Origin of the sequence: Klebsiella sp. GG_Kp175, from assembly GCF_040062325.1 — a bacterium.
GTDB classification, from domain to species: Bacteria; Pseudomonadota; Gammaproteobacteria; order Enterobacterales; family Enterobacteriaceae; genus Klebsiella; species Klebsiella quasipneumoniae.
Genome location: NZ_JBEAFX010000012.1, coordinates 22,692 through 43,245, shown reverse-complemented (window position 1 = coordinate 43,245; position 20,554 = coordinate 22,692). Strand labels below are relative to the sequence as shown.

Annotated in this window: 22 protein-coding genes, 2 tRNA genes and 1 pseudogene; 9 read left to right on the top strand and 16 right to left on the bottom strand. The window is 57.6% G+C overall.

Features of this window, described 5'->3' with window-relative positions; all coding sequences use genetic code 11:
• Window positions 1-10: 10 nt before the first annotated feature.
• From ABLU73_RS17955 to ABLU73_RS17940, 4 genes and pseudogenes are all read right to left on the bottom strand, one after another.
• Window positions 11-1,027 carry an NAD(P)-dependent alcohol dehydrogenase gene (locus ABLU73_RS17955; protein ID WP_264924274.1) on the bottom strand — a complete coding sequence of 339 codons (1,017 nt, stop codon included), beginning with the start codon at window positions 1,025-1,027 and terminating at the stop codon, window positions 11-13.
• A gap of 152 nt (window positions 1,028-1,179) precedes the next feature.
• The gene (locus ABLU73_RS17950; protein WP_117263186.1) at window positions 1,180-1,389 is read right to left on the bottom strand and encodes a YdgH/BhsA/McbA-like domain containing protein; all 210 of its coding nucleotides are present in this window, start codon (window positions 1,387-1,389) and stop codon (window positions 1,180-1,182) included.
• 84 nt (window positions 1,390-1,473) lie between these two features.
• A pseudogene (locus tag ABLU73_RS17945) lies at window positions 1,474-2,189 on the bottom strand (hypothetical protein).
• A 45-nt stretch (window positions 2,190-2,234) separates the two neighbouring features.
• A complete protein-coding gene (locus ABLU73_RS17940) occupies window positions 2,235-2,669 on the bottom strand; it encodes a winged helix-turn-helix domain-containing protein (protein ID WP_017899535.1) in 435 nt (144 codons plus the stop codon).
• A gap of 400 nt (window positions 2,670-3,069) precedes the next feature.
• On the opposite strand from ABLU73_RS17940, the gene ABLU73_RS17935 reads away from it, so the two are divergent.
• Window positions 3,070-3,219 carry a hypothetical protein gene (locus ABLU73_RS17935; protein ID WP_002907802.1) on the top strand — a complete coding sequence of 50 codons (150 nt, stop codon included), beginning with the start codon at window positions 3,070-3,072 and terminating at the stop codon, window positions 3,217-3,219.
• A gap of 87 nt (window positions 3,220-3,306) precedes the next feature.
• Here the strand turns inward: ABLU73_RS17935 and ABLU73_RS17930 are convergent, their stop codons facing one another.
• Window positions 3,307-4,143 carry an MBL fold metallo-hydrolase gene (locus ABLU73_RS17930; RefSeq protein ID WP_065877545.1) on the bottom strand — a complete coding sequence of 279 codons (837 nt, stop codon included), beginning with the start codon at window positions 4,141-4,143 and terminating at the stop codon, window positions 3,307-3,309.
• A 7-nt stretch (window positions 4,144-4,150) separates the two neighbouring features.
• Window positions 4,151-4,666: a hypothetical protein gene (locus tag ABLU73_RS17925; RefSeq protein WP_080935645.1), complete on the bottom strand. Its 516-nt coding sequence runs from the start codon at window positions 4,664-4,666 to the stop codon at window positions 4,151-4,153.
• 156 nt (window positions 4,667-4,822) lie between these two features.
• Between ABLU73_RS17925 and ABLU73_RS17920 the strand changes: the two genes are divergently transcribed.
• Window positions 4,823-5,707 carry a LysR substrate-binding domain-containing protein gene (locus ABLU73_RS17920; protein WP_114508213.1) on the top strand — a complete coding sequence of 295 codons (885 nt, stop codon included), beginning with the start codon at window positions 4,823-4,825 and terminating at the stop codon, window positions 5,705-5,707.
• Window position 5,708: 1 nt separating this feature from the next.
• On the opposite strand, the gene ABLU73_RS17915 is transcribed toward ABLU73_RS17920, so the two are convergent.
• Window positions 5,709-6,629 (bottom strand): AraC family transcriptional regulator, encoded by a 921-nt coding sequence (locus ABLU73_RS17915; protein WP_260204582.1) that lies wholly within the window; start codon window positions 6,627-6,629, stop codon window positions 5,709-5,711.
• Window positions 6,630-6,726: 97 nt separating this feature from the next.
• Here ABLU73_RS17915 and ABLU73_RS17910 point away from each other — a divergent pair, with 97 nt between their 5' ends.
• Window positions 6,727-7,479: an SDR family oxidoreductase gene (locus tag ABLU73_RS17910; protein ID WP_264924282.1), complete on the top strand. Its 753-nt coding sequence runs from the start codon at window positions 6,727-6,729 to the stop codon at window positions 7,477-7,479.
• Window positions 7,480-7,600: 121 nt separating this feature from the next.
• On the opposite strand, the gene ABLU73_RS17905 is transcribed toward ABLU73_RS17910, so the two are convergent.
• Both ABLU73_RS17905 and ABLU73_RS17900 read right to left on the bottom strand, forming a co-directional pair.
• Window positions 7,601-7,677 (bottom strand) — tRNA-Val (locus ABLU73_RS17905).
• A 4-nt stretch (window positions 7,678-7,681) separates the two neighbouring features.
• Window positions 7,682-7,758 (bottom strand) — tRNA-Val (locus ABLU73_RS17900).
• A 253-nt stretch (window positions 7,759-8,011) separates the two neighbouring features.
• On the opposite strand from ABLU73_RS17900, the gene ABLU73_RS17895 reads away from it, so the two are divergent.
• Window positions 8,012-8,590: a TIGR00730 family Rossman fold protein gene (locus ABLU73_RS17895; RefSeq protein WP_004202897.1), complete on the top strand. Its 579-nt coding sequence runs from the start codon at window positions 8,012-8,014 to the stop codon at window positions 8,588-8,590.
• Between the two features lie 140 nt (window positions 8,591-8,730).
• Here the strand turns inward: ABLU73_RS17895 and asr are convergent, their stop codons facing one another.
• Window positions 8,731-9,195 carry an acid resistance repetitive basic protein Asr gene (gene asr, locus ABLU73_RS17890; protein ID WP_032456174.1) on the bottom strand — a complete coding sequence of 155 codons (465 nt, stop codon included), beginning with the start codon at window positions 9,193-9,195 and terminating at the stop codon, window positions 8,731-8,733.
• Between the two features lie 177 nt (window positions 9,196-9,372).
• Window positions 9,373-10,746: an MdtK family multidrug efflux MATE transporter gene (mdtK, locus tag ABLU73_RS17885; RefSeq protein ID WP_004202895.1), complete on the bottom strand. Its 1,374-nt coding sequence runs from the start codon at window positions 10,744-10,746 to the stop codon at window positions 9,373-9,375.
• Window positions 10,747-10,975: 229 nt separating this feature from the next.
• Here mdtK and ABLU73_RS17880 point away from each other — a divergent pair, with 229 nt between their 5' ends.
• On the top strand, window positions 10,976-11,611 hold the full coding sequence (locus ABLU73_RS17880; protein ID WP_004202894.1) for a riboflavin synthase: 636 nt from the start codon (window positions 10,976-10,978) through the stop codon (window positions 11,609-11,611).
• A gap of 36 nt (window positions 11,612-11,647) precedes the next feature.
• Here the strand turns inward: ABLU73_RS17880 and cfa are convergent, their stop codons facing one another.
• Together cfa and punC are read right to left on the bottom strand one after the other, a co-directional pair.
• Window positions 11,648-12,796 carry a cyclopropane fatty acyl phospholipid synthase gene (gene cfa / locus ABLU73_RS17875; RefSeq protein ID WP_023318439.1) on the bottom strand — a complete coding sequence of 383 codons (1,149 nt, stop codon included), beginning with the start codon at window positions 12,794-12,796 and terminating at the stop codon, window positions 11,648-11,650.
• Window positions 12,797-13,090: 294 nt separating this feature from the next.
• Entirely contained in the window at window positions 13,091-14,272 is a 1,182-nt protein-coding gene (gene punC / locus ABLU73_RS17870) for a purine nucleoside transporter PunC (RefSeq protein WP_048294975.1), read from the bottom strand.
• A 112-nt stretch (window positions 14,273-14,384) separates the two neighbouring features.
• On the opposite strand from punC, the gene punR reads away from it, so the two are divergent.
• Complete coding sequence (gene punR, locus ABLU73_RS17865) at window positions 14,385-15,296, top strand: DNA-binding transcriptional activator PunR (RefSeq protein WP_004202889.1); 912 nt, start codon at window positions 14,385-14,387, stop codon at window positions 15,294-15,296.
• An 18-nt stretch (window positions 15,297-15,314) separates the two neighbouring features.
• On the opposite strand, the gene purR is transcribed toward punR, so the two are convergent.
• A complete protein-coding gene (purR, locus tag ABLU73_RS17860; RefSeq protein WP_004202888.1) occupies window positions 15,315-16,340 on the bottom strand; it encodes an HTH-type transcriptional repressor PurR in 1,026 nt (341 codons plus the stop codon).
• 292 nt (window positions 16,341-16,632) lie between these two features.
• On the opposite strand from purR, the gene ABLU73_RS17855 reads away from it, so the two are divergent.
• The gene (locus ABLU73_RS17855; protein WP_002907776.1) at window positions 16,633-16,725 is read left to right on the top strand and encodes a YnhF family membrane protein; all 93 of its coding nucleotides are present in this window, start codon (window positions 16,633-16,635) and stop codon (window positions 16,723-16,725) included.
• A gap of 167 nt (window positions 16,726-16,892) precedes the next feature.
• Window positions 16,893-18,062 carry an MFS transporter gene (locus ABLU73_RS17850; RefSeq protein ID WP_004202887.1) on the top strand — a complete coding sequence of 390 codons (1,170 nt, stop codon included), beginning with the start codon at window positions 16,893-16,895 and terminating at the stop codon, window positions 18,060-18,062.
• A gap of 59 nt (window positions 18,063-18,121) precedes the next feature.
• On the opposite strand, the gene sodB is transcribed toward ABLU73_RS17850, so the two are convergent.
• Window positions 18,122-18,703 (bottom strand): superoxide dismutase [Fe], encoded by a 582-nt coding sequence (gene sodB, locus ABLU73_RS17845; protein ID WP_004202885.1) that lies wholly within the window; start codon window positions 18,701-18,703, stop codon window positions 18,122-18,124.
• 479 nt (window positions 18,704-19,182) lie between these two features.
• On the opposite strand from sodB, the gene ABLU73_RS17840 reads away from it, so the two are divergent.
• Window positions 19,183-19,668: an AraC family transcriptional regulator gene (locus ABLU73_RS17840; RefSeq protein WP_004202883.1), complete on the top strand. Its 486-nt coding sequence runs from the start codon at window positions 19,183-19,185 to the stop codon at window positions 19,666-19,668.
• On the opposite strand, the gene ABLU73_RS17835 is transcribed toward ABLU73_RS17840, so the two are convergent.
• Entirely contained in the window at window positions 19,623-20,495 is an 873-nt protein-coding gene (locus tag ABLU73_RS17835; protein WP_004189707.1) for a C40 family peptidase, read from the bottom strand. The two genes, ABLU73_RS17840 and ABLU73_RS17835, sit on opposite strands and share 46 nt — an antisense overlap.
• Between the last annotated feature and the right edge of the window lie 59 nt (window positions 20,496-20,554).

Sequence of the window (20,554 nt, the reverse complement as noted above, 5' to 3'; positions counted from 1 at the left end):
CTCCTCACCCCTACCACTCCACGCAAATTTTGCCGAAATGGGCGCCGCTTTGCAGATAGCGGAAGGCGTCTGGTAAGGCCGCAAAATCAAACACTTTATCGATGACCGGCCGCGACGCCTGCAGGTTCAGCGCGTTGACGTAGTCCTGTTGTTGCCGGCGATGACCCACCACCAGCCCCTGCAACCGGGCCTGTTTACTCATCAGCAGATGGGTGGGCACATGACCTTCGAAGCCAGTCAGGACGCCGATGAGGGCGATGTGTCCGCCAACACGTACGGCTTCGAACGACTGGCTCAGGGTGCCCGGTCCGCCGAGCTCGAGGATAATATCGGCCCCGCGATGACCGGTGATGTCCTGCACCGTAGCACCCCACGCCGGGGTGGTGCGGTAATTGATGAGATGGTCAGCCCCCAGGGCGCGCGCGCGGGCGAGCTTTTCATCTGATGAGGAGGTGACGATGACTTGCGCGCCCATGCTTTTCGCCAGCTGCAGGGCGGTTATCGACACGCCGCCGGTGCCGAGCGTCAGCACCGTATCGCCCGCTTTTAGCCGCCCCTCCACCACCAGCGCGCGCCAGGCGGTGAGGCCGGAGGTGGTGATAGTCGCCGCTTCCCTGAAGCTCCATCCGTCAGGCGCATGGGTAAAATGGCTGGCCGGTCTGACCACATACTGGCAGGCAAACCCCTCGGCGCCGTCGCCCGGGGTCTGGCTGAAGTCCTTCACCTGCGGGCCAGGACGGCCATCCAGCCACTGCGGGAAAAAGCCAGCCACCACCCGGTCGCCTGGCTGAAACTCGCTGACTCCGGCGCCAACCGCTTCGACCACCCCCGCGCCGTCCGCCATCAGGATCCGCCGATCGGCGGTAGGAATCACCCCCGTCGCTACCAGCAAATCGTGATAATTCAGGGAGGTGGCGTGGAGCGCTACGCGGATCTCGCCTGCCGCCGGCGCGCCGGGGTCGGCAAGATCGACAAGCTGCAGATTGTCCAGTGAACCGGGTTTGTTGACGATCCAGACTTTCATCATCGGGTTCTCTTTTCCGGGGGATACGGTAAGTATTGGCCCGGAATTGGCTGAACGCCACAGCGCGCCGCTCAGGAAATCACTGCCCGGAGAAAGAGGCGAAAAAAAAGCGCCGTTTTTGACGGCGCTTTTTTCATTGCGAAAGAACGAAGAGATTATTTGCTCAGCTCAGCCGTCATATGGACGCGATTATTAAACTGGGCGCTGGTGATTTTATAGGACGCACCCTGCTCGGCGGCCTGGGCGGCGATTTTGGCTTCAGCACGGTCCAGGGTGGAGGCGGTGGCGCTGACGCTCTGGGCGAAGCTAACGGAAGAGAACAGTGACAGTGCAGCAACAGCAACTAAAGTTTTGATGGATTTCATGGTCGTATTCCTTAATCTGATGTCTGATATAGGGCTTGTCGCCCTGATGTGATAAAGAATACGCGCAATACCTCGTGGTTAAAATCAAAACAATTTGCGAAACTCATTCAAATTATATGAATGATTTTCGGCGGTCGCGATGCGGCACGTCGTTGCCGGGCTGGCCGTACTCCTGGTCTATAGCAACTGTGATCGGCGCAGAGGTGGCTAAACGTGGCCTCCGCGGTCATAAAATGATGAAAATGAGTATGGCTGACGAGGCGAAAATTCATTTTGATCCGCTCCAGTCCGTTATAAACCCGCTTTCGATTAACCCCCAGCGCGTCCGCCATCTGATTAATTGACTGTCCGTCGACCACGCCACGAATCATCTGCATCTCCAGGTCATTAAGTGGGGCTCGCAGCCGGGAGGAGTGACTCTGACGCTGATGGCGCGGCGCGAAAGGGCGGCTACGGTCTGCCAGCCGGCGCAGAAGGCGGCCGATCTCGTGAACGCTTTCCCGCTGGCTGACCCACAGGAGGGTATCTGCGTAAAAGGCGCGCCCGCGTCTCACATTGTTGGCGGAGGTAAATCCGACCACCAGACCGGGATAGCGCTGGGCTAATTCAGCAGCGGCCTGATAATCGTGATAGTTTTCCAGCGCTAAAATAATTACATCCATCCCGGCCAGATCGGGCAGATGGCTGAGCGGCAGTGAATGAATAATATTCAGACCGGGCAGGGTTTCCTGAATATCTCTGAAACACTGGGCGAGGCCGATATTAAAATAAATATTATTGCTGTGAATTAAAATATTCAAAGAATAAACCCTGTTGCAAGCGATCTAAACGGCGTGGAGAGGAGATTAGTTGCGAACCAGGAGCTTATTCATATCAGCAGGCGAGTTGTTTATATAATTCATCATGCCCGGCGGTTTGAAGGAATAAATTTCGGCTACGCAAGCAGGATTAATATAATACCCTGCGCATTTAACGCGGACAATTAATGTGCTTTCGACCCCCGCCTGGTTTAAGCGAGATTTTAGGGTCTGGATAACCTGCCATAATCGCTGCGCGGACGGACGGAGATTATTTTTTTCCCAGACGTTAATCATTAACTCTTCATCGCTGACCAGACGTTCTCTGCCATGTGCCAGCAAATATTCCAGTAAACAAGCCATGGTGCTGCGCAGCTGAACCTGCGTTCGCGTCCCACGTAACGCGATAATTTCCCGATGATGCAGGCAGTAGAAAATATTATCCGCTAACTTATAGCCAAGTAGTTTATAGCCTGTAGTCATCCACCACTCCCTGACAAATCCCCGTATTGCCGGTGCAGAGTACCCGCCTGCGGCGGTCTGACCAAGTGAATTTTATTAGCTAGAATAATCAAAACAATTAACCACATTAGCATACATAACTAGAATAAAAATCTGATAATCTTGCCCTCTTCTGTTGGATTATGTGGTATAGGAAAAGTCTTAATCAAGCGGTGGCCGAAGTTAAACGGTTGAAAATATAGGTGGCGAAATCAAAAAATCGCACTTACATTGATCTAGATCAATTTAATACCTTTCAGGTGGCAATCACCATTTACATAGCAAAACAAAGATTGAAATAACTACGTTTAAGCGGTGATAAGCTGATTCTGAACTTATGGAATTACCCAGGGAACTGTTCATTACTTTCAGGAGCGTTTTTATGGTCATTGCAACTCGTAAGCCTCTGTGCAACAAACGCTGGTCCGCCAGCCCGGCCTCTCAGGATCTTCAGTTGACCCAACTGCGTCACCCATGGGTCGCCACCAAAGCCAGCTGCAAAAGTAAAAAAGGCTGGAAGAGCCGCGGTTAACGGCTAGTCCACTTCCCCAGACACCACGTCCCGGTCGCGTTAATGTCACGACCGGGGTTTCGCTGTGATCGGTGTTCGCCGCGAAGGTCACACCGGGCGCAGGCAGTAGCCTGAGGCGGTATTCTCCACGCGGGCGAAACCTGGCAGGCCAAGATGCATACCGGCGATGAGCCACCGTTCGCGGGCGGCCTGGCGCAGCAGACTTTCCCGTGTATGCCGGGCCTGGTCAGGATCGACGTCAAATGCCACCGACACCTCTGGCCGGGCGCTCTGGATCGAGGGAAAGTGGACGATATCCCCCCAGATTAGCAGCGACGTTCCGCCCGCCTCAAGGCGATATCCGGTATGCCCTGGCGTATGGCCGGGCAGGGGACATGGCCGGATCCCGGCTACCGGCTCGTCTTCATCAATATCACGAATTTGCGTCGCGCAGATCGCCATTATGCGGCGGACGAGCAGCACGTTACGTTGTCCACGATCGCTGGCGTTGTCCAGTGTCGATGGCGCCAGCCAGTAAGCGCTTTCCCGCGAGGGTAGGAACACCATGGCGTTGGGATAAGCCGGTGTACCGGCGGCGGTCAGCAGGCCGCCGATATGGTCCGGGTGCGCGTGGGTGAGAAGGATGGTGTCAATTTCCTCAGGGCGCACGCCGAGCAGCGCCAGATTGGCAATAAGCGCGCCGCCGACGCCGTTGGCCCCGCCGGTGCCGGTATCCACTAGCAGCGTGTGCCCGCGTCCGCGGATCAGGTAAGCGCCGATCTCGATGGCCTCCGGCGAGGTTAACCCGGCCTGGCGCTGCAGACGCGCCGCCTCTTCAGGGGCGATCCCCGCGAGTAGCGTCAGCGGTGCCGTCATCTGACCATCACTGATGGCGCTTATCGTCAGGTCGCCTGCTGTCAGGGTATAAAAGGGAGCTGGTGTCATGTTGACCTCACGCTTGCTCCGCCGGGTGACGCAACCTGGCGGTAATGGGCTGATAGATAAAGACCGCGGCAGAGGTGACCCGGTGATGCAGATCGTCACGCGGGACGATGGCGGCATAGCGGGTATGCCGGGTGGCCAGACCCCCGGGCTGCAGGACGATCGGCGCAGCGACGGGCAGGGCTTCCGCGGTATCGCTCAGCAGCAGCACCTCGTCAGGAGCCACCTCCAGCAGCGCGTGAGTCGTGAGATAGAGGTGGCGATGCCAGTCGGCGATCGCCGATTGCCAGCGGGCAAAATGACCCCCACCATTGCGGCGATAGGCGTCGCTGTCGAGGACGGCGGCATCGCGGATATCGTGTAGGGCCAGGTAGCGAGGGCAGCCCTCGCTGAACGCGCAGAAGCGCTGGGAGGCATGAAAACCGGGCACCGAGACCAGCGCCGGCAATTTTTCCCGATTGTAAAAGGTATTCCACGCCGCTTCGCTTTGCGGGTCGGTGTAGGCGCATTCGACGACATAGAGCATAGTGACCTCGAGAGACAGATGATTCAGCGCATAACGCGCTTTAGTGAGTTTTCCTCATCCTATCCGGCGATAATGGCGCTGAAAAACGATGTTTATTCATCAATCAGTGATATTCTGTCACTGATTTTCAATGGGCCCGCACAAGGAGCATTGGCTATGCGTCGTAAAATTCCCAGCAGCGCTGCGCTACTGGCCTTTGAGGCCGCCGCCCGCCACGGCAACTTTGCCCGCGCGGCGGCGGAGCTCGCGTTAACGGAAGGGGCCATCAGCCGGCAGATCGCCCGTCTGGAAGCGCTCCTCGACAGCAAACTCTTTGACAGGATCGGGAGCCGGGTACGGCTCAATCCGGCTGGCGCCCGCTATGCCAGACAGGTCCGCGAGATCCTCAGCAGGCTGGAGCGGGAAACCCACGATGTCAGCGGGATGCCCGCCGATGGCCGCAGTCTCGAGATCGCCGTGCTCCCCACCTTCGCCAGCCGCTGGCTCATCCCCCGGCTCGGGCAGTTCACGGCGCAGCATCCGCATATCGTGGTCAATATCGCCGCCCGCAGCGACCCCTTTATTCTGCCGGGCAGCGGATTTGATGCGGCCATCCATTTTGATCACCCGGCGTGGACCGGAATGGATGTAACGTTTTTATTTGCGGAGTATCTGCTGCCGGTCTGTCATGCCGCGCTGCTGACGGATGACGATCTCCCGGGGCTGCTGAACCGGCTGCCGCGCATTCATCGGCGGCAAAACCCGGACGCCTGGCTGCACTATGCCCGCGAGTGCGGTCTGGCGCTGGATAACCCGGCGCAGGGGCCGCGCTATGATCTGCATGAGATGGCGATCGCTGCGGTACTCAGCCAGCAGGGCGTGGCCCTGGTGCCGAAGATGTATGTGGAGAGCGAACTGCGCAGCGGGACGCTGGTCGCCCCATGGCCGGGCTTGCCGACGCTGGCCAAGCGCTTTTGCCTGATCAAACCCGGCGGCGGCGAGGGGGAGCCGGCGCTGCAGTTGTTTGAGCGCTGGCTGCAGACGACGATTGCGGCAGGTTAACTTATGGCGGGCCTGGGGGGCGCTGCGCCGCCCGCTGGCGGGCATATTTGCCCGGCGATATCCCGGCATATCGGGTAAAGGCCACGCTGAACGCGCTGGTCGAGCCATAGCCGAGGCGCTCGGCGATATCCGTTATGCTGATGCCCGTCTCGCCCAGCCACTGCATGGCCAGGGTCATGCGCCAGCTCAACAAATAGCCCATCGGGGTCATTCCGGTCAGGCCGGTAAAGCGTTCAAATAACGTCGAGCGAGACAGCGCGCAGTCGGCGGCCAGGGCGTTGACGGTCCAGCGTCTGGCGGGGGCCTGATGCAGCAGGCGGATTGCCTGGGCGACCCGCGGGTCGCTCAGGCCGCGCATCAGTCCGGGGGTGGCGAGCGTTCCGCAGGATCGGATGGCCTCGATAAACAGCAGCTCAACCATCCGCGCCAGAACGAAAGATTTGCCTGCGCGATCCGCCTGGGCTTCCTCTTTCAGCAGCCCGACAAAGGTGGCCAGCCGCGGCTGGTCGCGAACCACCACTAAGGCGGGCAGCAGGGAGGTTAGCAGGCTGGCGTTATCCGAATCGGCAGCGCAGTGGCCAATCAGCGCCAGCATCTCCGCTGGCTGGTCGAGAGCTCCCAGGCGAAAGTGTTCCGCCGCAAGCTTCACCGGGGTGGTCTCCAGCGCCGGTGAAGGCGGCGGGGTCAGGCTGGTTAACGCGAAGCGGTACGCCGCCGGGATCAACATAAAATCCCCGGCGCGCAGGATCTGCGGTTCATGCTGGTCTATTTCCAGCCGACAGCCGCCTTCCAGTACCACGCCGTAGAACGACATTCCCTGGTCTGAACGTTTAACGCGCCATTCTCCCGCCCCCTCAATGGTTTTGGTCAGCACCGCTCTGAGATTGAGCATCGCTATGATTTCCGCCAGCGGGTCGCTCATTTCCGGACTCCTGCTAAAGAATAATGGATTATTGACCCTATATCGTCCGGAGCGGGCTGTCTATGATGAAAAGGAAGAAACCAACGGAGACAGAGAGATGCAAACGATTATGATCACCGGCTGTTCATCGGGTTTTGGTCTGGAGACGGCGCGTTATTTTCTTGAACAGGGCTGGAAGGTTATCGCCACGATGCGGGTTCCGCGCGAGGATCTGTTGCCGGCCAGCGACCGTCTGCGGCTGGTGCGTCTTGACGTCTCCTCAGCGCAGAGTATCGCCGAGGCGATTGCCGAGGCCGGAGAGATTGACGTTCTGGTCAATAACGCCGGAGTGGGGATGCTCAACGCCCTGGAGGGGGCGTCGCACGAGGCGATAGCGAACCTGTTTGCCACCAACACGCTTGGGACTATCGCCATGACCCAGGCGGTACTTCCCCGGTTCAGAGCGCGCCGTAGCGGGACGATCGTTAATATCACCTCGGCGGTCACCCTGCAGCCGATGCCCCTGCTGGCGGTCTATACCGCGAGTAAAGCGGCGGTGAATGCCTTCACGGAGTCGCTGGCGCTGGAGCTGCGGCCCTTTAATATTCGCGTCGGTGTGATCCTGCCGGGACGCGCTCCCCAGACCCGCTTCGGGGAAAACGCGCGTCGAACGATGGGCCAGCTCCCGGAGAGCTATGCGCCGCTCGGCCAGCAGATCCTCGACAGCATCCAGGATAACGCCAGCGTGACGCAGGCTGTCGATGTGGCTCAGGCCGTCTGGCGGATGGTGAACGATCCTCAAGCCCCTTCGCGGTTGCCGGCAGGGGAGGATGCCCTGGCGATGGCGCAGGCTATTCATAGTCGCGAATAATCGGGTTTCGCTTTGTCGCTGGCAGGGTTCGATGACGTTCAGGCTGGAAGCGCAGAAGGCGTGCGTTTTCCGGTCACGATGCAGCAGGCTAATGTTGAGAGGGAATGATACGAAACGAGATTGGTGCGTCTGAATGGACTCGAACCATCGACCCCCACCATGTCAAGGTGGTGCTCTAACCAACTGAGCTACAGACGCATTATGGTGCGTTTAATTGGACTCGAACCAACGACCCCCACCATGTCAAGGTGGTGCTCTAACCAACTGAGCTACGAACGCAATGTTGTGGTGACAACGGGGACGCATATTAGCGGCAGGCAGGGGATGTGGCAAGAGGTAAACGTCACTTTTCTTGTACATTGCATGCGATTGCGGATCTTTTACCCACTCCGGCGATATTTTACTGAACCACAAGGATATTTCTTCGCCAGCAGGCGCCTCGCCTCTCTTTTCTTTGCCGGTCTCACCCTGCGGGTAAGGGTTGCCGTTGTGTTAAATTAGCGCCCACCAGAAGAGAGGAGTAATAAGGAAGATGAAATCGATTGGTATTTTCTGCGGTTCTTCAGCTGGCGAACATCCGCTGTATCTCGAAACCGCCCGACGGGTTGGCCACATGCTGGCGCAGCAGGGACTGGCTGTTGTCTATGGCGGCGGCAAAGTTGGCTTGATGGGGGCGGTTGCCGATGCGGCGCTGGAGGCCGGGGGCACGGTCATCGGCGTAATGCCGCGCGGCCTGGTGGAGCGGGAAATTGCCCACCGCGGGTTGACGGAGCTGCATGTGGTGGAGGATATGCACGAACGGAAAACCAAAATGGCGGCGCTGGCCGACGGCTTTATTGCTCTGCCGGGCGGAGCGGGGACGCTTGAAGAGATTTTCGAACAGTGGACCTGGGCGCAGTTGGGCATCCATGAAAAACCGTGCGCATTCCTGAATATCAAGGGGTATTACGATCCGCTGCAGGCGATGGTCAATAACATGGTACGGGAAGGATTTATGCACCCGCGCTACGCGGAGATGCTGCCGTTTGCTGCTTCGCCAGAGGAGATTATCGCCGGTTTCCGCGACTATACGCCGCCGGCCCGTAAATGGGTTCAGCAGCCCGCTATTTAAACATCAAGCGAAGGGTAAACAGCGCGCAGACGATGAGCAGAACCAACAGCAATTCGAAGCGATAGCGTTGCAGCATGATGTCCTCCTGAAAAAAAACCGGCGCTATTCAGCGCCGGTTTATCACCTTAACGCCCTGACCGTTATGCCGCCGGTTGTACCGCCGGTTTGGCTGCGTGGTGCGCCGCTTTATGGTGCTTCTTCGCCGCCTGGGCTTTCTGCGCTACGGCCGGTTTTGTCGCCGCTTTATGGTGTTTCTTTGCTGCCTGGGCTTTCTGCGCTACGGCCGGTTTCGCCGCGGCTTTATGGTGCTTTTTAGCTGCCTGGGCTTTCTGCGCTGCTTCCGGTTTCGCCGCGGCTTTGTGATGCTTCTTCGCTGCCTGGGCTTTCTGCGCTACGGCCGGTTTTGTCGCCGCTTTATGGTGTTTCTTCGCTGCCTGGGCTTTCTGTTCGGCTGCCGGTTTCGCCGCCGCTTTGTGATGTTTCTTGTGGTGAACGGTGGTGTGGCTGGCTGCGGTAGCCGGGGTGGTGGTCGCGGCGTCGGCTGCGAAAGCAACAGATGACAGACCCATAGCAGCGGCAACAACCAGAGCTAATACTTTTTTCATGCTGAAATCCTCGAATTGGTTTCCTGAGTAACCCCACTGCGGGGCTGTTGGCCACACTATATGCATCTCCGGGGCGCTCATCAGTGAGTCTTTGGTGTCGGGGAGTAACGGAATGTACAACGTCGGAACATAACTGAAGAAAGAAAAAGCCCGCCAGGGTGGCGGGCTTTGGCAGGATTAGCGCGCGGCGCGCTGTAAGATGATGCTGGAGGGCTGGCGCTGCAGAAAACGCATCCGCAGCATCATCATAATAGCGGCGGAGGTCAGGCCGATGATAAATCCGCACCAGAAGCCGGCGGGCCCCATGCGGGGGACAATCACGTCGGTCAGCGCCAGCAGGTAGCCGCTGGGTAAACCCAGCACCCAGTACGCGGTAAAGGTGATAAAAAAGATAGACCGCGTATCTTTATAGCCGCGCAGGATACCGCTGCCGATCACCTGAATAGAGTCCGAGATCTGGTAGACCGCCGCCAGCAGCATCAGATGCGAGGCCAGCATCACCACCTCCGGGTTATCGTTGTACAGCAGGGCAATTTGCTTGCGCATCAGCACGGTAAAGATAGCGGTAAACACCGCCAGGCAGACGCCCACGCCCACACCCGTACGGGCGGAAACCTGGGCATCGATCGTTGAGCCCTGGCCGAGGCGGAAGCCGACGCGAATGGTGACCGCGGCCGCCAGCGACAACGGCAGAACGAACATCAGCGAGCTGAAGTTCAGCGCAATCTGGTGGCCGGCGACGTCAATGATCCCGAGCGGGGAGACCAGCAGCGCGACGACGGCAAACAGGGTCACTTCGAAGAATAGCGCCAGGGCGATGGGTAGCCCCAGCTGCACCAGCCGCAGCAGGACGGCGAAATCGGGGCCGCTGAAGCCCTCGGCGCAGCGGATATCGCGCATCGAACGCGACCGGCGCACCCACCACAGCATACTGGCAAACATCACCCAGTAAACGGAGGCGGTCGCCACGCCGCAGCCGACGCCGCCCAGCTCTGGCATGCCGAAATGGCCATAGATAAAGATGTAGTTCACCGGAATGTTGACCAGTAAACCGATAAAGCCCATGACCATTCCGGGCTTGGTTTTTGCCAGCCCTTCACACTGGTTACGGGCGACCTGGAAGAACAGATAGCCCGGCGCCCCCCACAGCAGCGCGCGCAGATAGCCAACCGCTTTCTCCGCCAGCAGCGGGTCGATATTATGCATGGAGCTGATGATATACCCGGCATTCCACAGCACGACCATGATCAGCACCGAGACCAGCCCCGCCAGCCAGAAGCCCTGACGCACCTGCGGCGCGATACGCTCCCGCCGCCCGGAGCCATTAAGCTGCGCCACCACCGGGGTCAGCGCCAGCAGCAGCCCATGGCCGAAGAGAATGGCCGGCAGCCAGATGGAGGTTCCGATGGCCACCGCAGCCATATCGGTGGCGCTGTAGCCGCCCGCCATCACGGTATCGACAAAACCCATCGCCGTCTGCGCTACCTGCGCAAGAATGACGGGTATAGCCAGAGCTAATAACTGACGCGCTTCAATGAAATACTTCTGCACGTGAACACCTTTGTATTGTTGTTATTTTGAGACTAAAAAAGCCGCCGTAACTGGCAGCAAGGGGATAAAAATGAGGAAATTCCAGTCTATTGTAGCGAGGATTAGCCATTAAGCCAGTGAAAAAAGAGTCGAGGCACGAAGCGCGCTGGCAACCGCTCAGCCCTCCTGTTATTGTTCCCGATAGCGAAAACGGTAATGATACCGTCATGATTTTCAACAGGAGCCAAACATGTTTACTGGTATTGTTCAGGGAACCGCGAAAGTGGTCTCCATTGATGATAAACCCAATTTTCGCACCCACGTGGTGGAGCTGCCGGCGCATATGCTGGAGGGGCTCGAAACCGGGGCATCGGTAGCCAACAACGGTTGCTGTCTGACGGTGACCGACATCAACGGCGCGCGCATCAGCTTTGATCTCATGAAAGAGACGCTGCGGATTACCAATCTCGGCGATATTCAGGTCGGGGATGAAGTTAACGTCGAGCGGGCGGCGAAATTCAGTGATGAAATCGGCGGGCATTTGATGTCCGGCCATATTATGACCACCGCGGAAATCGTGAAGATCCTCACTTCCGAAAATAACCGTCAGATCTGGTTTAAAGTACAGGACCCGACGCTGATGAAATATATCCTTTATAAAGGATTCATCGGTATCGATGGCATCAGCCTGACGGTAGGTGAGGTGACGGCAACCCGATTCTGCGTGCATCTTATTCCGGAGACGCTGCAGCGGACCACGCTGGGGGCGAAAAAGCTGGGCGACCGCGTCAATATCGAGATCGACCCGCAAACCCAGGCGGTTGTCGATACGGTCGAACGCGTGCTGGCGGCGAAAGAGATGGCGGCAAAGGTCAGTGAAGCCTGAAAAAAAATCCCCCGCCGGTGAGCGGGGGACTGTGTTTTAACGGGCGACGCGCAGTCCGTGTTCAACCCCGCGCGAGAACACCACCTGCCAGAGCTGAATGTCGCGGGCGCGGAAGGCGCCGGCGCAGGCGTTCAGGTAATAACTGAACATGCGTTTGAAACGCTCTGAATAGTTATCGGCAATTTCCGGCCAGCTGGCGAGGAAACGCTCATACCAGGCCATCAGGGTGGTGTCGTAATCGGCGCCGAAGTTGTGCCAGTCTTCCATCACAAAGTGCTTCTCACTGGCATCAGCGATCTGCCGTACCGACGGCAGGCAGCCGTTGGGGAAGATATATTTATTGATCCACGGGTCAACGTTATGGTCGGTGACTTTGGAACCGATGGTGTGCAGTAAGAAGCGGCCGTTGGGTTTTAAATTACGATCGGCGACCTCAAAGTAGGTGGCGTAATTTTTGGGACCCACATGCTCGAACATGCCGACGGAGACAATGCGGTCGAAGCTGTCGTGCAGATCGCGATAATCCTGAAGACGAATCTCTACGTCAAGGCCATCGCAGCGCGCCTGGGCCATCTTTTGCTGTTCGGCGGAGATGGTCACGCCGACAACGCTCACCTGGTAATTTCGCGCCATATATTCGGCAAGACCGCCCCAGCCGCAGCCGATATCCAACACTCGCATGCCTGGCTCGAGCTCCAGCTTACGGCAGATGAGATCCAGCTTATCCTGCTGCGCGGCTTCGAGGGTCTGCGCCTCTTTCCAGTAACCGCAGGAATATTGCATGTAGGGATCCAGCATCCGGCTGAAAAGATCGTTGCCGAGGTCATAGTGCTCTTTGCCGACAATCCAGGCGCGTTTTTTACTTTGCAGGTTAAACAGGCGAGCGCCTGCGATGCGGAGTGTGTCTTTGAAATGATGAGGGAGTTGTTTTTCCAGCCCGGCGCGGAGCACTTTATGGAAGAATATATCCAGACGCTCGCAGTCCCACCAGCCGTCCATATAGCTTTCGCCTAAACCCAGCGACCCCTCCTGCAATACGCGTTTAAAAAAAAGAGGGTTTTTAATCCGCAGGTCTGACGGCGCGGAGCCGTTGATTTCAATTCCCGCACGGCCCAACAATTCAGCTGCAATCCGGTACCAGTCATCATTTGGTACACTTACTTCTTCTATACACGATGAACTCATAGCTTCTCCATCACGCCCAAGTGATCAGAACCTTAAAACAGCGTAGACGCTTTTTTGGCTTTGTGAGAAATCTCACGGATAATCCGTGAAGTCGCTATCCGACGTAGAACAGAGGAAGGGAGATAACCCTTGCCGAAAGGCCTTCCATGGTGAAACGGAGGCATCCTGCATCCGTTAATCTGTTAAATATTTTTTATTTATGTGAACCCGGATCCAGTATAGGACGCTAAGTACTGGCTTTCAATAAAAATATCTTAGCGTGCTAATCACTGGTCCGGGCTCTGGCGACGGGCGTCAGGCGTGGGAAGAGTGGACCGCCAGCTCTGGCGTCTGCTGCAGTCGATAACCCACTCCGGCTAACAAAATAGAGACCAGCATCACGCTGGTGGTGGTCAGCAGCGGCGTGGCGATCAGCGCGGAGACTAACAGGCTGGTCAGGAAGCACAGGCCAAGCTGGAGCGTGTTCTGCAGCGCCGCCGCGCGGCCGGTTGCCTGCGGGAAAGGCTTCAGCGCCTGAGCGACCACGATAGGGTAGATCCCGCCGTTGACTACCGCCATCAGGCAGAACGGGATCATTAACGCCACCAGCGAGGCATGCGTTTGCAGACCCACCAGCCAGGTGGCGGCGACGCTGACGGCGAAGATCACCAGCAGCCAAGGTAGCATCTGCTGTCCGGACCATTTTTGCAGCAGCGCACGACAGCCATAACCGCCCACCAGAAAAGCGATGGTCTGCGGGATATAGCTCAACCCGATAGCGGTTGGGCCGTAGCCCATCTCATGAAGGATAAACGGCGAACCGGTAAGCCAGGCGAAGAAGCTGGCGGAACAGGCGGCGTAGATCAGGACGTTGCCGCTGTATTCCCGGGAGCGCAGCAGCGCGAGAAAAGTGATTTTCTTTTCAGTCACAGTGGCCGACTTAGCGGCGGCTTTCAGGCGCAGGGCAGGCAGCATCAGCAGCAGGGTGATGGCAAACAAGGTGGCGAAGATGGCCTGCCACTCGAAATGCACCAGCAGCCAGCTGCCCAGCAGCGGGGCCAGCGCAGGGGACAGCCCTACCAGCGGCATAATGGTGGCGAAGATGCGGTTGGTGCGCTGGGCGGGATAGTAATCGGTCACCATCGCCTGCCAGGTGACCGCCGCGGCGCAGACGCCAATCGCCTGCAGAAAGCGCAGCGCCAGCATCAGAGTGGCGTTCTGCACCCACAGCATCCCCAGGCAGCCGACCGCGAAAATCGCCAGGCCGCTCAGCAGCACCGGTTTGCGCCCGTAGCGGTCCGACAGCGGCCCCCAGAACAGCTGGCCCAGCGCGAAGCCGGCCAGGAACAGGCTCAGGCTGGCGCTAATGGATGCGGCGGAGGTGTCGAGATCCTGCTGCATGGCGGCAAATGCCGGCAGGTACATATCGGTGGCCAGAAAGCCCAGCACGCTCAGGCCGGCCAGCCAGACTAAAAATCCTTTCCCAGGTTGTGACATAACGTTCTCTTTTTTGGAGTACAGGTACGATGCCGCAGAGTGTAGGGAGTGCATGGTGGCTTGTGAAACGCTAATATTTGTCACATGCATTCAAAAATTTTGCAGGCAGAAAATGTGGTCTGAATACTCTCTGGAAGTGGTTGATGCCGTCGCCCGTAACGGCAGCTTCAGCGCGGCGGCGCAGGAGCTGCACCGGGTGCCTTCCGCCGTCAGCTATACCGTGCGTCAGCTCGAAGAGTGGCTGGCCGTCCCCTTGTTTGAGCGCCGTCATCGTGACGTGGAGCTGACCCCTGCCGGGGTCTGGTTTTTACAGGAAGGGCGCTCTGTTATCAAAAAAATGCAGATCACCCGCCAGCAGTGCCAGCAAATCGCTAACGGCTGGCGCGGGCAGTTGTCAATCGCGGTGGACGATATCGTGAAACCCGCGCGGATGCGCCAGATGATCGTGGATTTCTATCGCCATTTTCCCGACGTCGAACTGATCGTTTTCCAGGAAGTGTTTAACGGCGTATGGGATGCGCTGGCCGACGGCCGCGTGGAGCTGGCGATTGGCGCAACGCGCTCTATTCCTGTCGGGGGGCGCTACGCGTTCCGCGATATGGGGATGCTGAGCTGGGACTGCGTGGTGGCGAGCGATCATCCGCTGGCGAAGATGGCGGGTCCGCTGAGCGATGATGTCCTGCGCAACTGGCCATCGCTGGTGCGGGAGGATACCTCGCGTTCATTGCCCAAAAGGACAACGTGGCTGCTGGATAACCAGAAGAGGGTGGTGGTCCCCGACTGGGAATCGTCGGCCACCTGTCTGTCGGCAGGGCTCTGCGTCGGCATGGTGCCAAGCCATTTCGCCCGGCCATGGGTGGATCGCGGCGAGTGGACCGCGCTGGCGCTGGAAAATCCGTTTCCGGATGCGGCCTGCTGTCTGACCTGGCAGCAGAATGATGCTTCACCGGCGTTAAACTGGATGCTGGACTACCTGGGGGACAGCGACACGTTGAATCGGGAGTGGCTGCGGGCGCCGGAGTGATCCACGCCCGCCAATGCTTTAGCGACGATAGTCGACAAACGGGCCATCCGCCACCGAGCGGCGTTCGACCAGCCGAGGGTGCACCTCGATAGACTGCGACTCTTCGCGCTTGTTGACGATACGATCCAACAACATATTGAACGCGGCTTCGCCCAGCGAATCTTTCGGCTGATGAATGGTGGTTAACGCCGGGCTGAAATAGCGGGCGTTGCGCACATTATCATAACCGATCAGCGAAATGTCCTGTGGCACGCGCAGCCCCATTTCATCCGCGGCGCAGATGGCGCCCATCGCCATAATGTCGCCGCCGCAGAAGACCGCCGTTGGACGGTGCTGCTGGCTGAGGATCTGCTGCATGGCGCGGTAGCCGGACTCCGGCTCGAAGTCGCCCTGTACAATCCAGTTTTCCGGCACGCTGATATGCGCCTCTTTCATCGCCTGCATGAAGCCGGCCAGTCGCCCCGCGCCGGTGTTGCGCTCCAGCGGGCCCGGGATCACGCCGATTTCGCGGTGACCGCGTTCAATCAGGTAACGTCCGGCGATATACCCGCCCTGGAAGGCGTTATCGATCACCGCATCGGTAAAGTCGGCTTTGGCTTCGCCCCAGTCCATCACCACCATCGGAATATGGCGGTACTCTTCCAGCATGCTCAGGACGGAATCCGGATATTCCGAACACATCACCAGCAGACCGTCGACGCGTTTTTGCGCCATCATCGACAGATAGGCACGCTGTTTTTCCGGGTCGTTCCAGGCGTTGCCGAGGATCAGAGTATAGCCCTTCTGGAAACAGCTCTTTTCCACGGACTCAATGATTTCAGCGAAATAGGCGGCTTCGCTACTGGTCGCCAGCAGGCCAATCGATTTTGTATGATTGACTTTCAGGCTGCGGGCCACGGCGCTCGGCGAGTAGTGCAGCTCTTTAATCGCCGCCCATACCGCATTACGCGTCTCTTCGGCAACGAAACGGGTTTTGTTAATTACATGTGACACAGTTGTAGTGGAAACGTTTGCGCGCTTCGCTACATCTTTAATAGTTGCCATTACATCTCACTCCATGCCTTGACCTGATCGCCTGATCATCGATACGTAAACGTTTGCCTACACACACCCTGAATACAATTTTCAACATTGCATCACGTCGGGAAAACGACACAGAACGACAGGAAGGGGTCAATGGCCGATACGCTTTTAAATTAGCGTGGGATTTTGTCCGATCTTGGGGCAAAGTGGAAGAGCAAAAATGTGCATCGCCCTAAATCCCGGAAGATTTTTGCGATTTTTTGTGCAAAAATGAGCAAGCTCACTTTTGGTGTGGGGATAACAAGAGGGAAAAATGATGGATACCAATTTAAAGTTTTCGCTGATCACCACGATTATTGCTCTCGGCGTGATCGTCGCATTCAGCCTGACCGCCATTCTGCACTAATGCTCCAATGAGGGAGGAGCGCGGCTTCCTCCCCGTATCCCGCCATTATTATCAATTCTGCAAAAATCTTTTGTCATTTCGTTCACTTTTGTTTTTTTGTGATTGATGTCATGCTTTTGGCTTCTGATGTTATGCCGTCCCTCCCGACGGTCTGATGGAGTCATTGAATGAAAATCAACTTTCCTTTACTCGCGCTGGCGATCGGCGCCTTTGGCATCGGTACCACCGAGTTCTCCCCAATGGGATTGCTGCCGGTGATTGCCAAAGGCGTGGACGTTTCAATACCGGTGGCGGGAATGCTGATCAGTGCATATGCCATCGGCGTCATGGTCGGCGCGCCGCTGATGACTCTGCTGCTGTCGCATCGCGCCCGACGCAATGCGCTGATTTTTCTGATGGGGATCTTCACCGTCGGCAACCTGCTGTCATCCATTGCGCCGGATTACACTACGCTGCTGCTGTCGCGCATTATTACCAGCCTCAACCACGGCGCCTTTTTTGGCCTGGGGTCGGTGGTGGCGGCCAGCGTGGTGCCCAGGCACAAGCAGGCCAGCGCGGTGGCCACCATGTTTATGGGCCTCACCATCGCTAATATCGGCGGCGTGCCTGCCGCGACCTGGCTTGGGGAAACCATCGGCTGGCGGATGTCCTTCCTCGCCACCGCGGGGTTAGGCCTGCTGGCAATGGTGAGCCTGTGGTTCTCCCTGCCGAAGGGCAGCGCGGGCGAGCGGCCGGATGTCAAACAAGAGCTTTCGGTCCTGTTACGGCCGCAGGTGCTCTCAGCCTTGCTGACCACCGTGCTGGGCGCCGGGGCGATGTTTACGCTGTATACCTACATTTCGCCGGTCCTAAATACGCTGACCCATGCTTCATCGCTGTTTATTACCGCGATGCTGGTGCTGATTGGGGTTGGTTTTTCGCTGGGCAACTATCTGGGTGGCAAATTCGCCGACCGGTCGGTCTCCGGCACGCTGAAAGGCTTTCTGCTGCTGCTGATGGCGATCATGCTGGCGATCCCGCTGCTGGCGCAATCCCAGGCGGGTGCGGCCATCAGTATGATCGTCTGGGGCGCAGCCACCTTTGCGGTGGTGCCGCCGCTGCAGATGCGAGTGATGCGCGTGGCGCATGAGGCACCGGGGCTCTCATCTTCGGTGAATATTGGGGCGTTCAACCTTGGCAACGCGCTGGGCGCCGCCGCCGGCGGGGCGGTGATCTCCGGCGGACTGGGATACGCTTTTGTGCCGGTGATGGGCGCGATCATTGCCGGTCTGGCGCTGCTGCTGGTCTGGTTTAGCGGACGAGCGCAGCCGGAAGAGGCCTTTGCCAGTCAGTCATAAACGGGTGGGAAAGCGCTAAAAAAAACCGCAGCCGGGGGGACCCAGCTGCGGTTTGTCGTTTATGCGGCCAGGTTAGCGGCAACAAACTTCCAGTTAACCAGCGCCCAGAAGTGATCCAGATAGCTTGGACGGGCGTTGCGGTAGTCGATGTAGTAAGCGTGTTCCCAGACGTCAACGGTCAGCAGCGGCTTGGCGTCGGTGGTCAGCGGGGTACCGGCGTTGCTGGTGGAGACGATAGCCAGGCTGCCGTCGGCATTTTTAACCAGCCAGGTCCAGCCAGCGCCAAAGTTTTTCGCCGCGGCGTCGGTAAATTTGGCCTTAAACTCAGCGAAGCTGCCGAAGGATTTGGCAATAGCGGCAGCCAGCTCGCCTTCCGGTTCGCCGCCGGCGTTCGGTGCCAGGCAGTTCCAGTAGAAGGTGTGGTTCCACACCTGCGCCGCGTTATTGAAAACACCGCCTTCAGAGGTGCGCACGATCTCTTCGAGCGATTTCCCTTCGAATGCGGTGCCTTTGATCAGGTTGTTAAGGTTAGTGACATACGCCTGGTGGTGTTTACCGTAGTGGTATTCCAGGGTTTCTGCGGAAATGTGCGGCGCGAGGGCGTCTTTTGCATATGGTAATGCAGGTAATTCAAACGACATTGCTACTCTCCTTATAACTTTTTTGTTTTATCTCACATTGACAAGATGAGGTTTTCACCTGAATCGAGTGCTTACCGGCCGACGCTGTCGCGTCCCGGCCTGTTATTGTATTGAGAATGTTAACATTTGCCGCAGGCAGTGAAAAGCCTTACAACGATAAAGGCTATTATCACAGGCGCAACTGCCGAAGGCTTAACCGTTTTCTGCGGAGCAGAGCGTAAGACGCCCGTAGATGTTGCAAAAATGTATAAGTTAAAGGGGGCAGGGTCTACATTCTCTCGCCGCGATGGTTCATTTCTCAGCACGTCATTCGAAGATCCCTGCAGCGCAAGCGCCTGAGTGGAAATAAGCATTCTAAATCAATTAATTAATGATGCTATGCTTTCAGGTAATCGCCGCTATGCCAATAATTCATTGTCTATTTTTATATTTGTATGACAAATATAGCCGCCGGCAGCAATTTCCACAGGATGGCTACGATGGCAAAAACAGATGAAGTGGTAAGCCCGAAAATGATCCCGGTAGTGCAGGGGATCGTTGACTGGATCGAAGCACATATTTTTGACACCCTGCCGGTGAGCGCGATAGCGAAAAAGTCCGGCTACTCGCACTGGTATTTCCAACGGCAATTCGCCATGGTGACCGGCTGTACGCTGGCGAGCTACGTCAGCCGACGGAAGATGACCATCGCGACAATCTACTTAACGCAGACCGAGGCCTCGATGCAGAGTATTTCTCAACGTTTGGGGTACGACGGGCAGGCGGCATTCTGCCGCACCTTTCACCGTCACTTTGGCATGTCGCCCACCCGCTATCGTCGGGAAGGGCCGGTCACAGAGGCGAATATGCAGTTTCCCCTGACGGTAGGGGCGGAGAACGGGCAGGTGAAGAGGGCTGCCGCCGTAGCGGCAGACCGGGATCAGCGAATGGTTTTCGGGGTCATGACGCGCCGGGCACCGACGTAATGGCGAACCCAGTAATCTTCGCTCAGGGAGGTGATTTGTATATCGCGACCTGTGCGCGGTGACTGAATGAATTTCCCGTTGCCGACGTAAACGCCTACGTGGTCGGCAGTGCCGCGTCCGCGGGTGCGGAAGAAGACGAGGTCGCCGCTCTGCAGTTCGTCACGATCGACCGGACGCGCATCGCGCAGGTGATACATTTCGTTGGCGGTACGCGGGATATGAATCTTGACCAGGTCTTTGTAGGCGTAATAGACCAGCCCGCTGCAGTCGAACCCGGTGCGCGGGGAGGTGCCGCCCCAGCGATATGGTTTACCCAGCTGGCCCATCAGTTTGTTCATGGCGGTACTCTGCGCTTTTTGCACCCGGACTTTATGCGCATCGGCGATCGTCAGATTCGCTTCGCTGGCCTCGGGTTTACAGCGCTTTTTATAGCCCTTACGCACCACGCATTTGCTTTTGACGCTGTTCAACGCCAGGGTAGGCTCGGCGCTGGCGGCCACCGTTTTCGCGCACTGCTTTTTATACCCTTTACGCAGCACGCATTTTTTCGTGGCGCCGACGGCCTGACGATGAAGCGCGGTTTGGCTTGCTGCGGTAGTGCGGGTAGGGAGCCGGGTGCTCGAGGACTTTTTACTGGTGGTTTTAGCGGTGGTTTTACTTTTTTGACTGGTTGCTTTTTTCTTGCGCTCTGAGCCGCTTTTCGCGGGCAACGCCTTTGGCGAGGCGGAGGCGTGCGTATGCCCTGAAGCCTGAGCCAGTGGTGTGAATGAGATAGATGTGAACAGTAATGCACAGAGCGATATCGCGATTTTGTTTAGCCGCGCCACTGAGCAATCCCCTGATTAATTACAGACATGTACAAATGCCTGACGATGAATGACAAACC

What these genes read in the sequence shown, in the direction of transcription:
- ABLU73_RS17955 (WP_264924274.1), bottom strand. Translation starts at nt 1,027, where the DNA reads ATGATGAAAGTCTGGATCGTCAACAAACCCGGTTCACTGGACAATCTG.
- ABLU73_RS17950 (WP_117263186.1), bottom strand. Translation starts at nt 1,389, where the DNA reads ATGAAATCCATCAAAACTTTAGTTGCTGTTGCTGCACTGTCACTGTTC.
- ABLU73_RS17940 (WP_017899535.1), bottom strand. Translation starts at nt 2,669, where the DNA reads ATGACTACAGGCTATAAACTACTTGGCTATAAGTTAGCGGATAATATT.
- ABLU73_RS17935 (WP_002907802.1), top strand. Translation starts at nt 3,070, where the DNA reads ATGGTCATTGCAACTCGTAAGCCTCTGTGCAACAAACGCTGGTCCGCC.
- ABLU73_RS17930 (WP_065877545.1), bottom strand. Translation starts at nt 4,143, where the DNA reads ATGACACCAGCTCCCTTTTATACCCTGACAGCAGGCGACCTGACGATA.
- ABLU73_RS17925 (WP_080935645.1), bottom strand. Translation starts at nt 4,666, where the DNA reads ATGCTCTATGTCGTCGAATGCGCCTACACCGACCCGCAAAGCGAAGCG.
- ABLU73_RS17920 (WP_114508213.1), top strand. Translation starts at nt 4,823, where the DNA reads ATGCGTCGTAAAATTCCCAGCAGCGCTGCGCTACTGGCCTTTGAGGCC.
- ABLU73_RS17915 (WP_260204582.1), bottom strand. Translation starts at nt 6,629, where the DNA reads ATGAGCGACCCGCTGGCGGAAATCATAGCGATGCTCAATCTCAGAGCG.
- ABLU73_RS17910 (WP_264924282.1), top strand. Translation starts at nt 6,727, where the DNA reads ATGCAAACGATTATGATCACCGGCTGTTCATCGGGTTTTGGTCTGGAG.
- ABLU73_RS17895 (WP_004202897.1), top strand. Translation starts at nt 8,012, where the DNA reads ATGAAATCGATTGGTATTTTCTGCGGTTCTTCAGCTGGCGAACATCCG.
- asr (WP_032456174.1), bottom strand. Translation starts at nt 9,195, where the DNA reads ATGAAAAAAGTATTAGCTCTGGTTGTTGCCGCTGCTATGGGTCTGTCA.
- ABLU73_RS17880 (WP_004202894.1), top strand. Translation starts at nt 10,976, where the DNA reads ATGTTTACTGGTATTGTTCAGGGAACCGCGAAAGTGGTCTCCATTGAT.
- cfa (WP_023318439.1), bottom strand. Translation starts at nt 12,796, where the DNA reads ATGAGTTCATCGTGTATAGAAGAAGTAAGTGTACCAAATGATGACTGG.
- punC (WP_048294975.1), bottom strand. Translation starts at nt 14,272, where the DNA reads ATGTCACAACCTGGGAAAGGATTTTTAGTCTGGCTGGCCGGCCTGAGC.
- punR (WP_004202889.1), top strand. Translation starts at nt 14,385, where the DNA reads ATGTGGTCTGAATACTCTCTGGAAGTGGTTGATGCCGTCGCCCGTAAC.
- purR (WP_004202888.1), bottom strand. Translation starts at nt 16,340, where the DNA reads ATGGCAACTATTAAAGATGTAGCGAAGCGCGCAAACGTTTCCACTACA.
- ABLU73_RS17855 (WP_002907776.1), top strand. Translation starts at nt 16,633, where the DNA reads ATGATGGATACCAATTTAAAGTTTTCGCTGATCACCACGATTATTGCT.
- ABLU73_RS17850 (WP_004202887.1), top strand. Translation starts at nt 16,893, where the DNA reads ATGAAAATCAACTTTCCTTTACTCGCGCTGGCGATCGGCGCCTTTGGC.
- sodB (WP_004202885.1), bottom strand. Translation starts at nt 18,703, where the DNA reads ATGTCGTTTGAATTACCTGCATTACCATATGCAAAAGACGCCCTCGCG.
- ABLU73_RS17840 (WP_004202883.1), top strand. Translation starts at nt 19,183, where the DNA reads ATGGCAAAAACAGATGAAGTGGTAAGCCCGAAAATGATCCCGGTAGTG.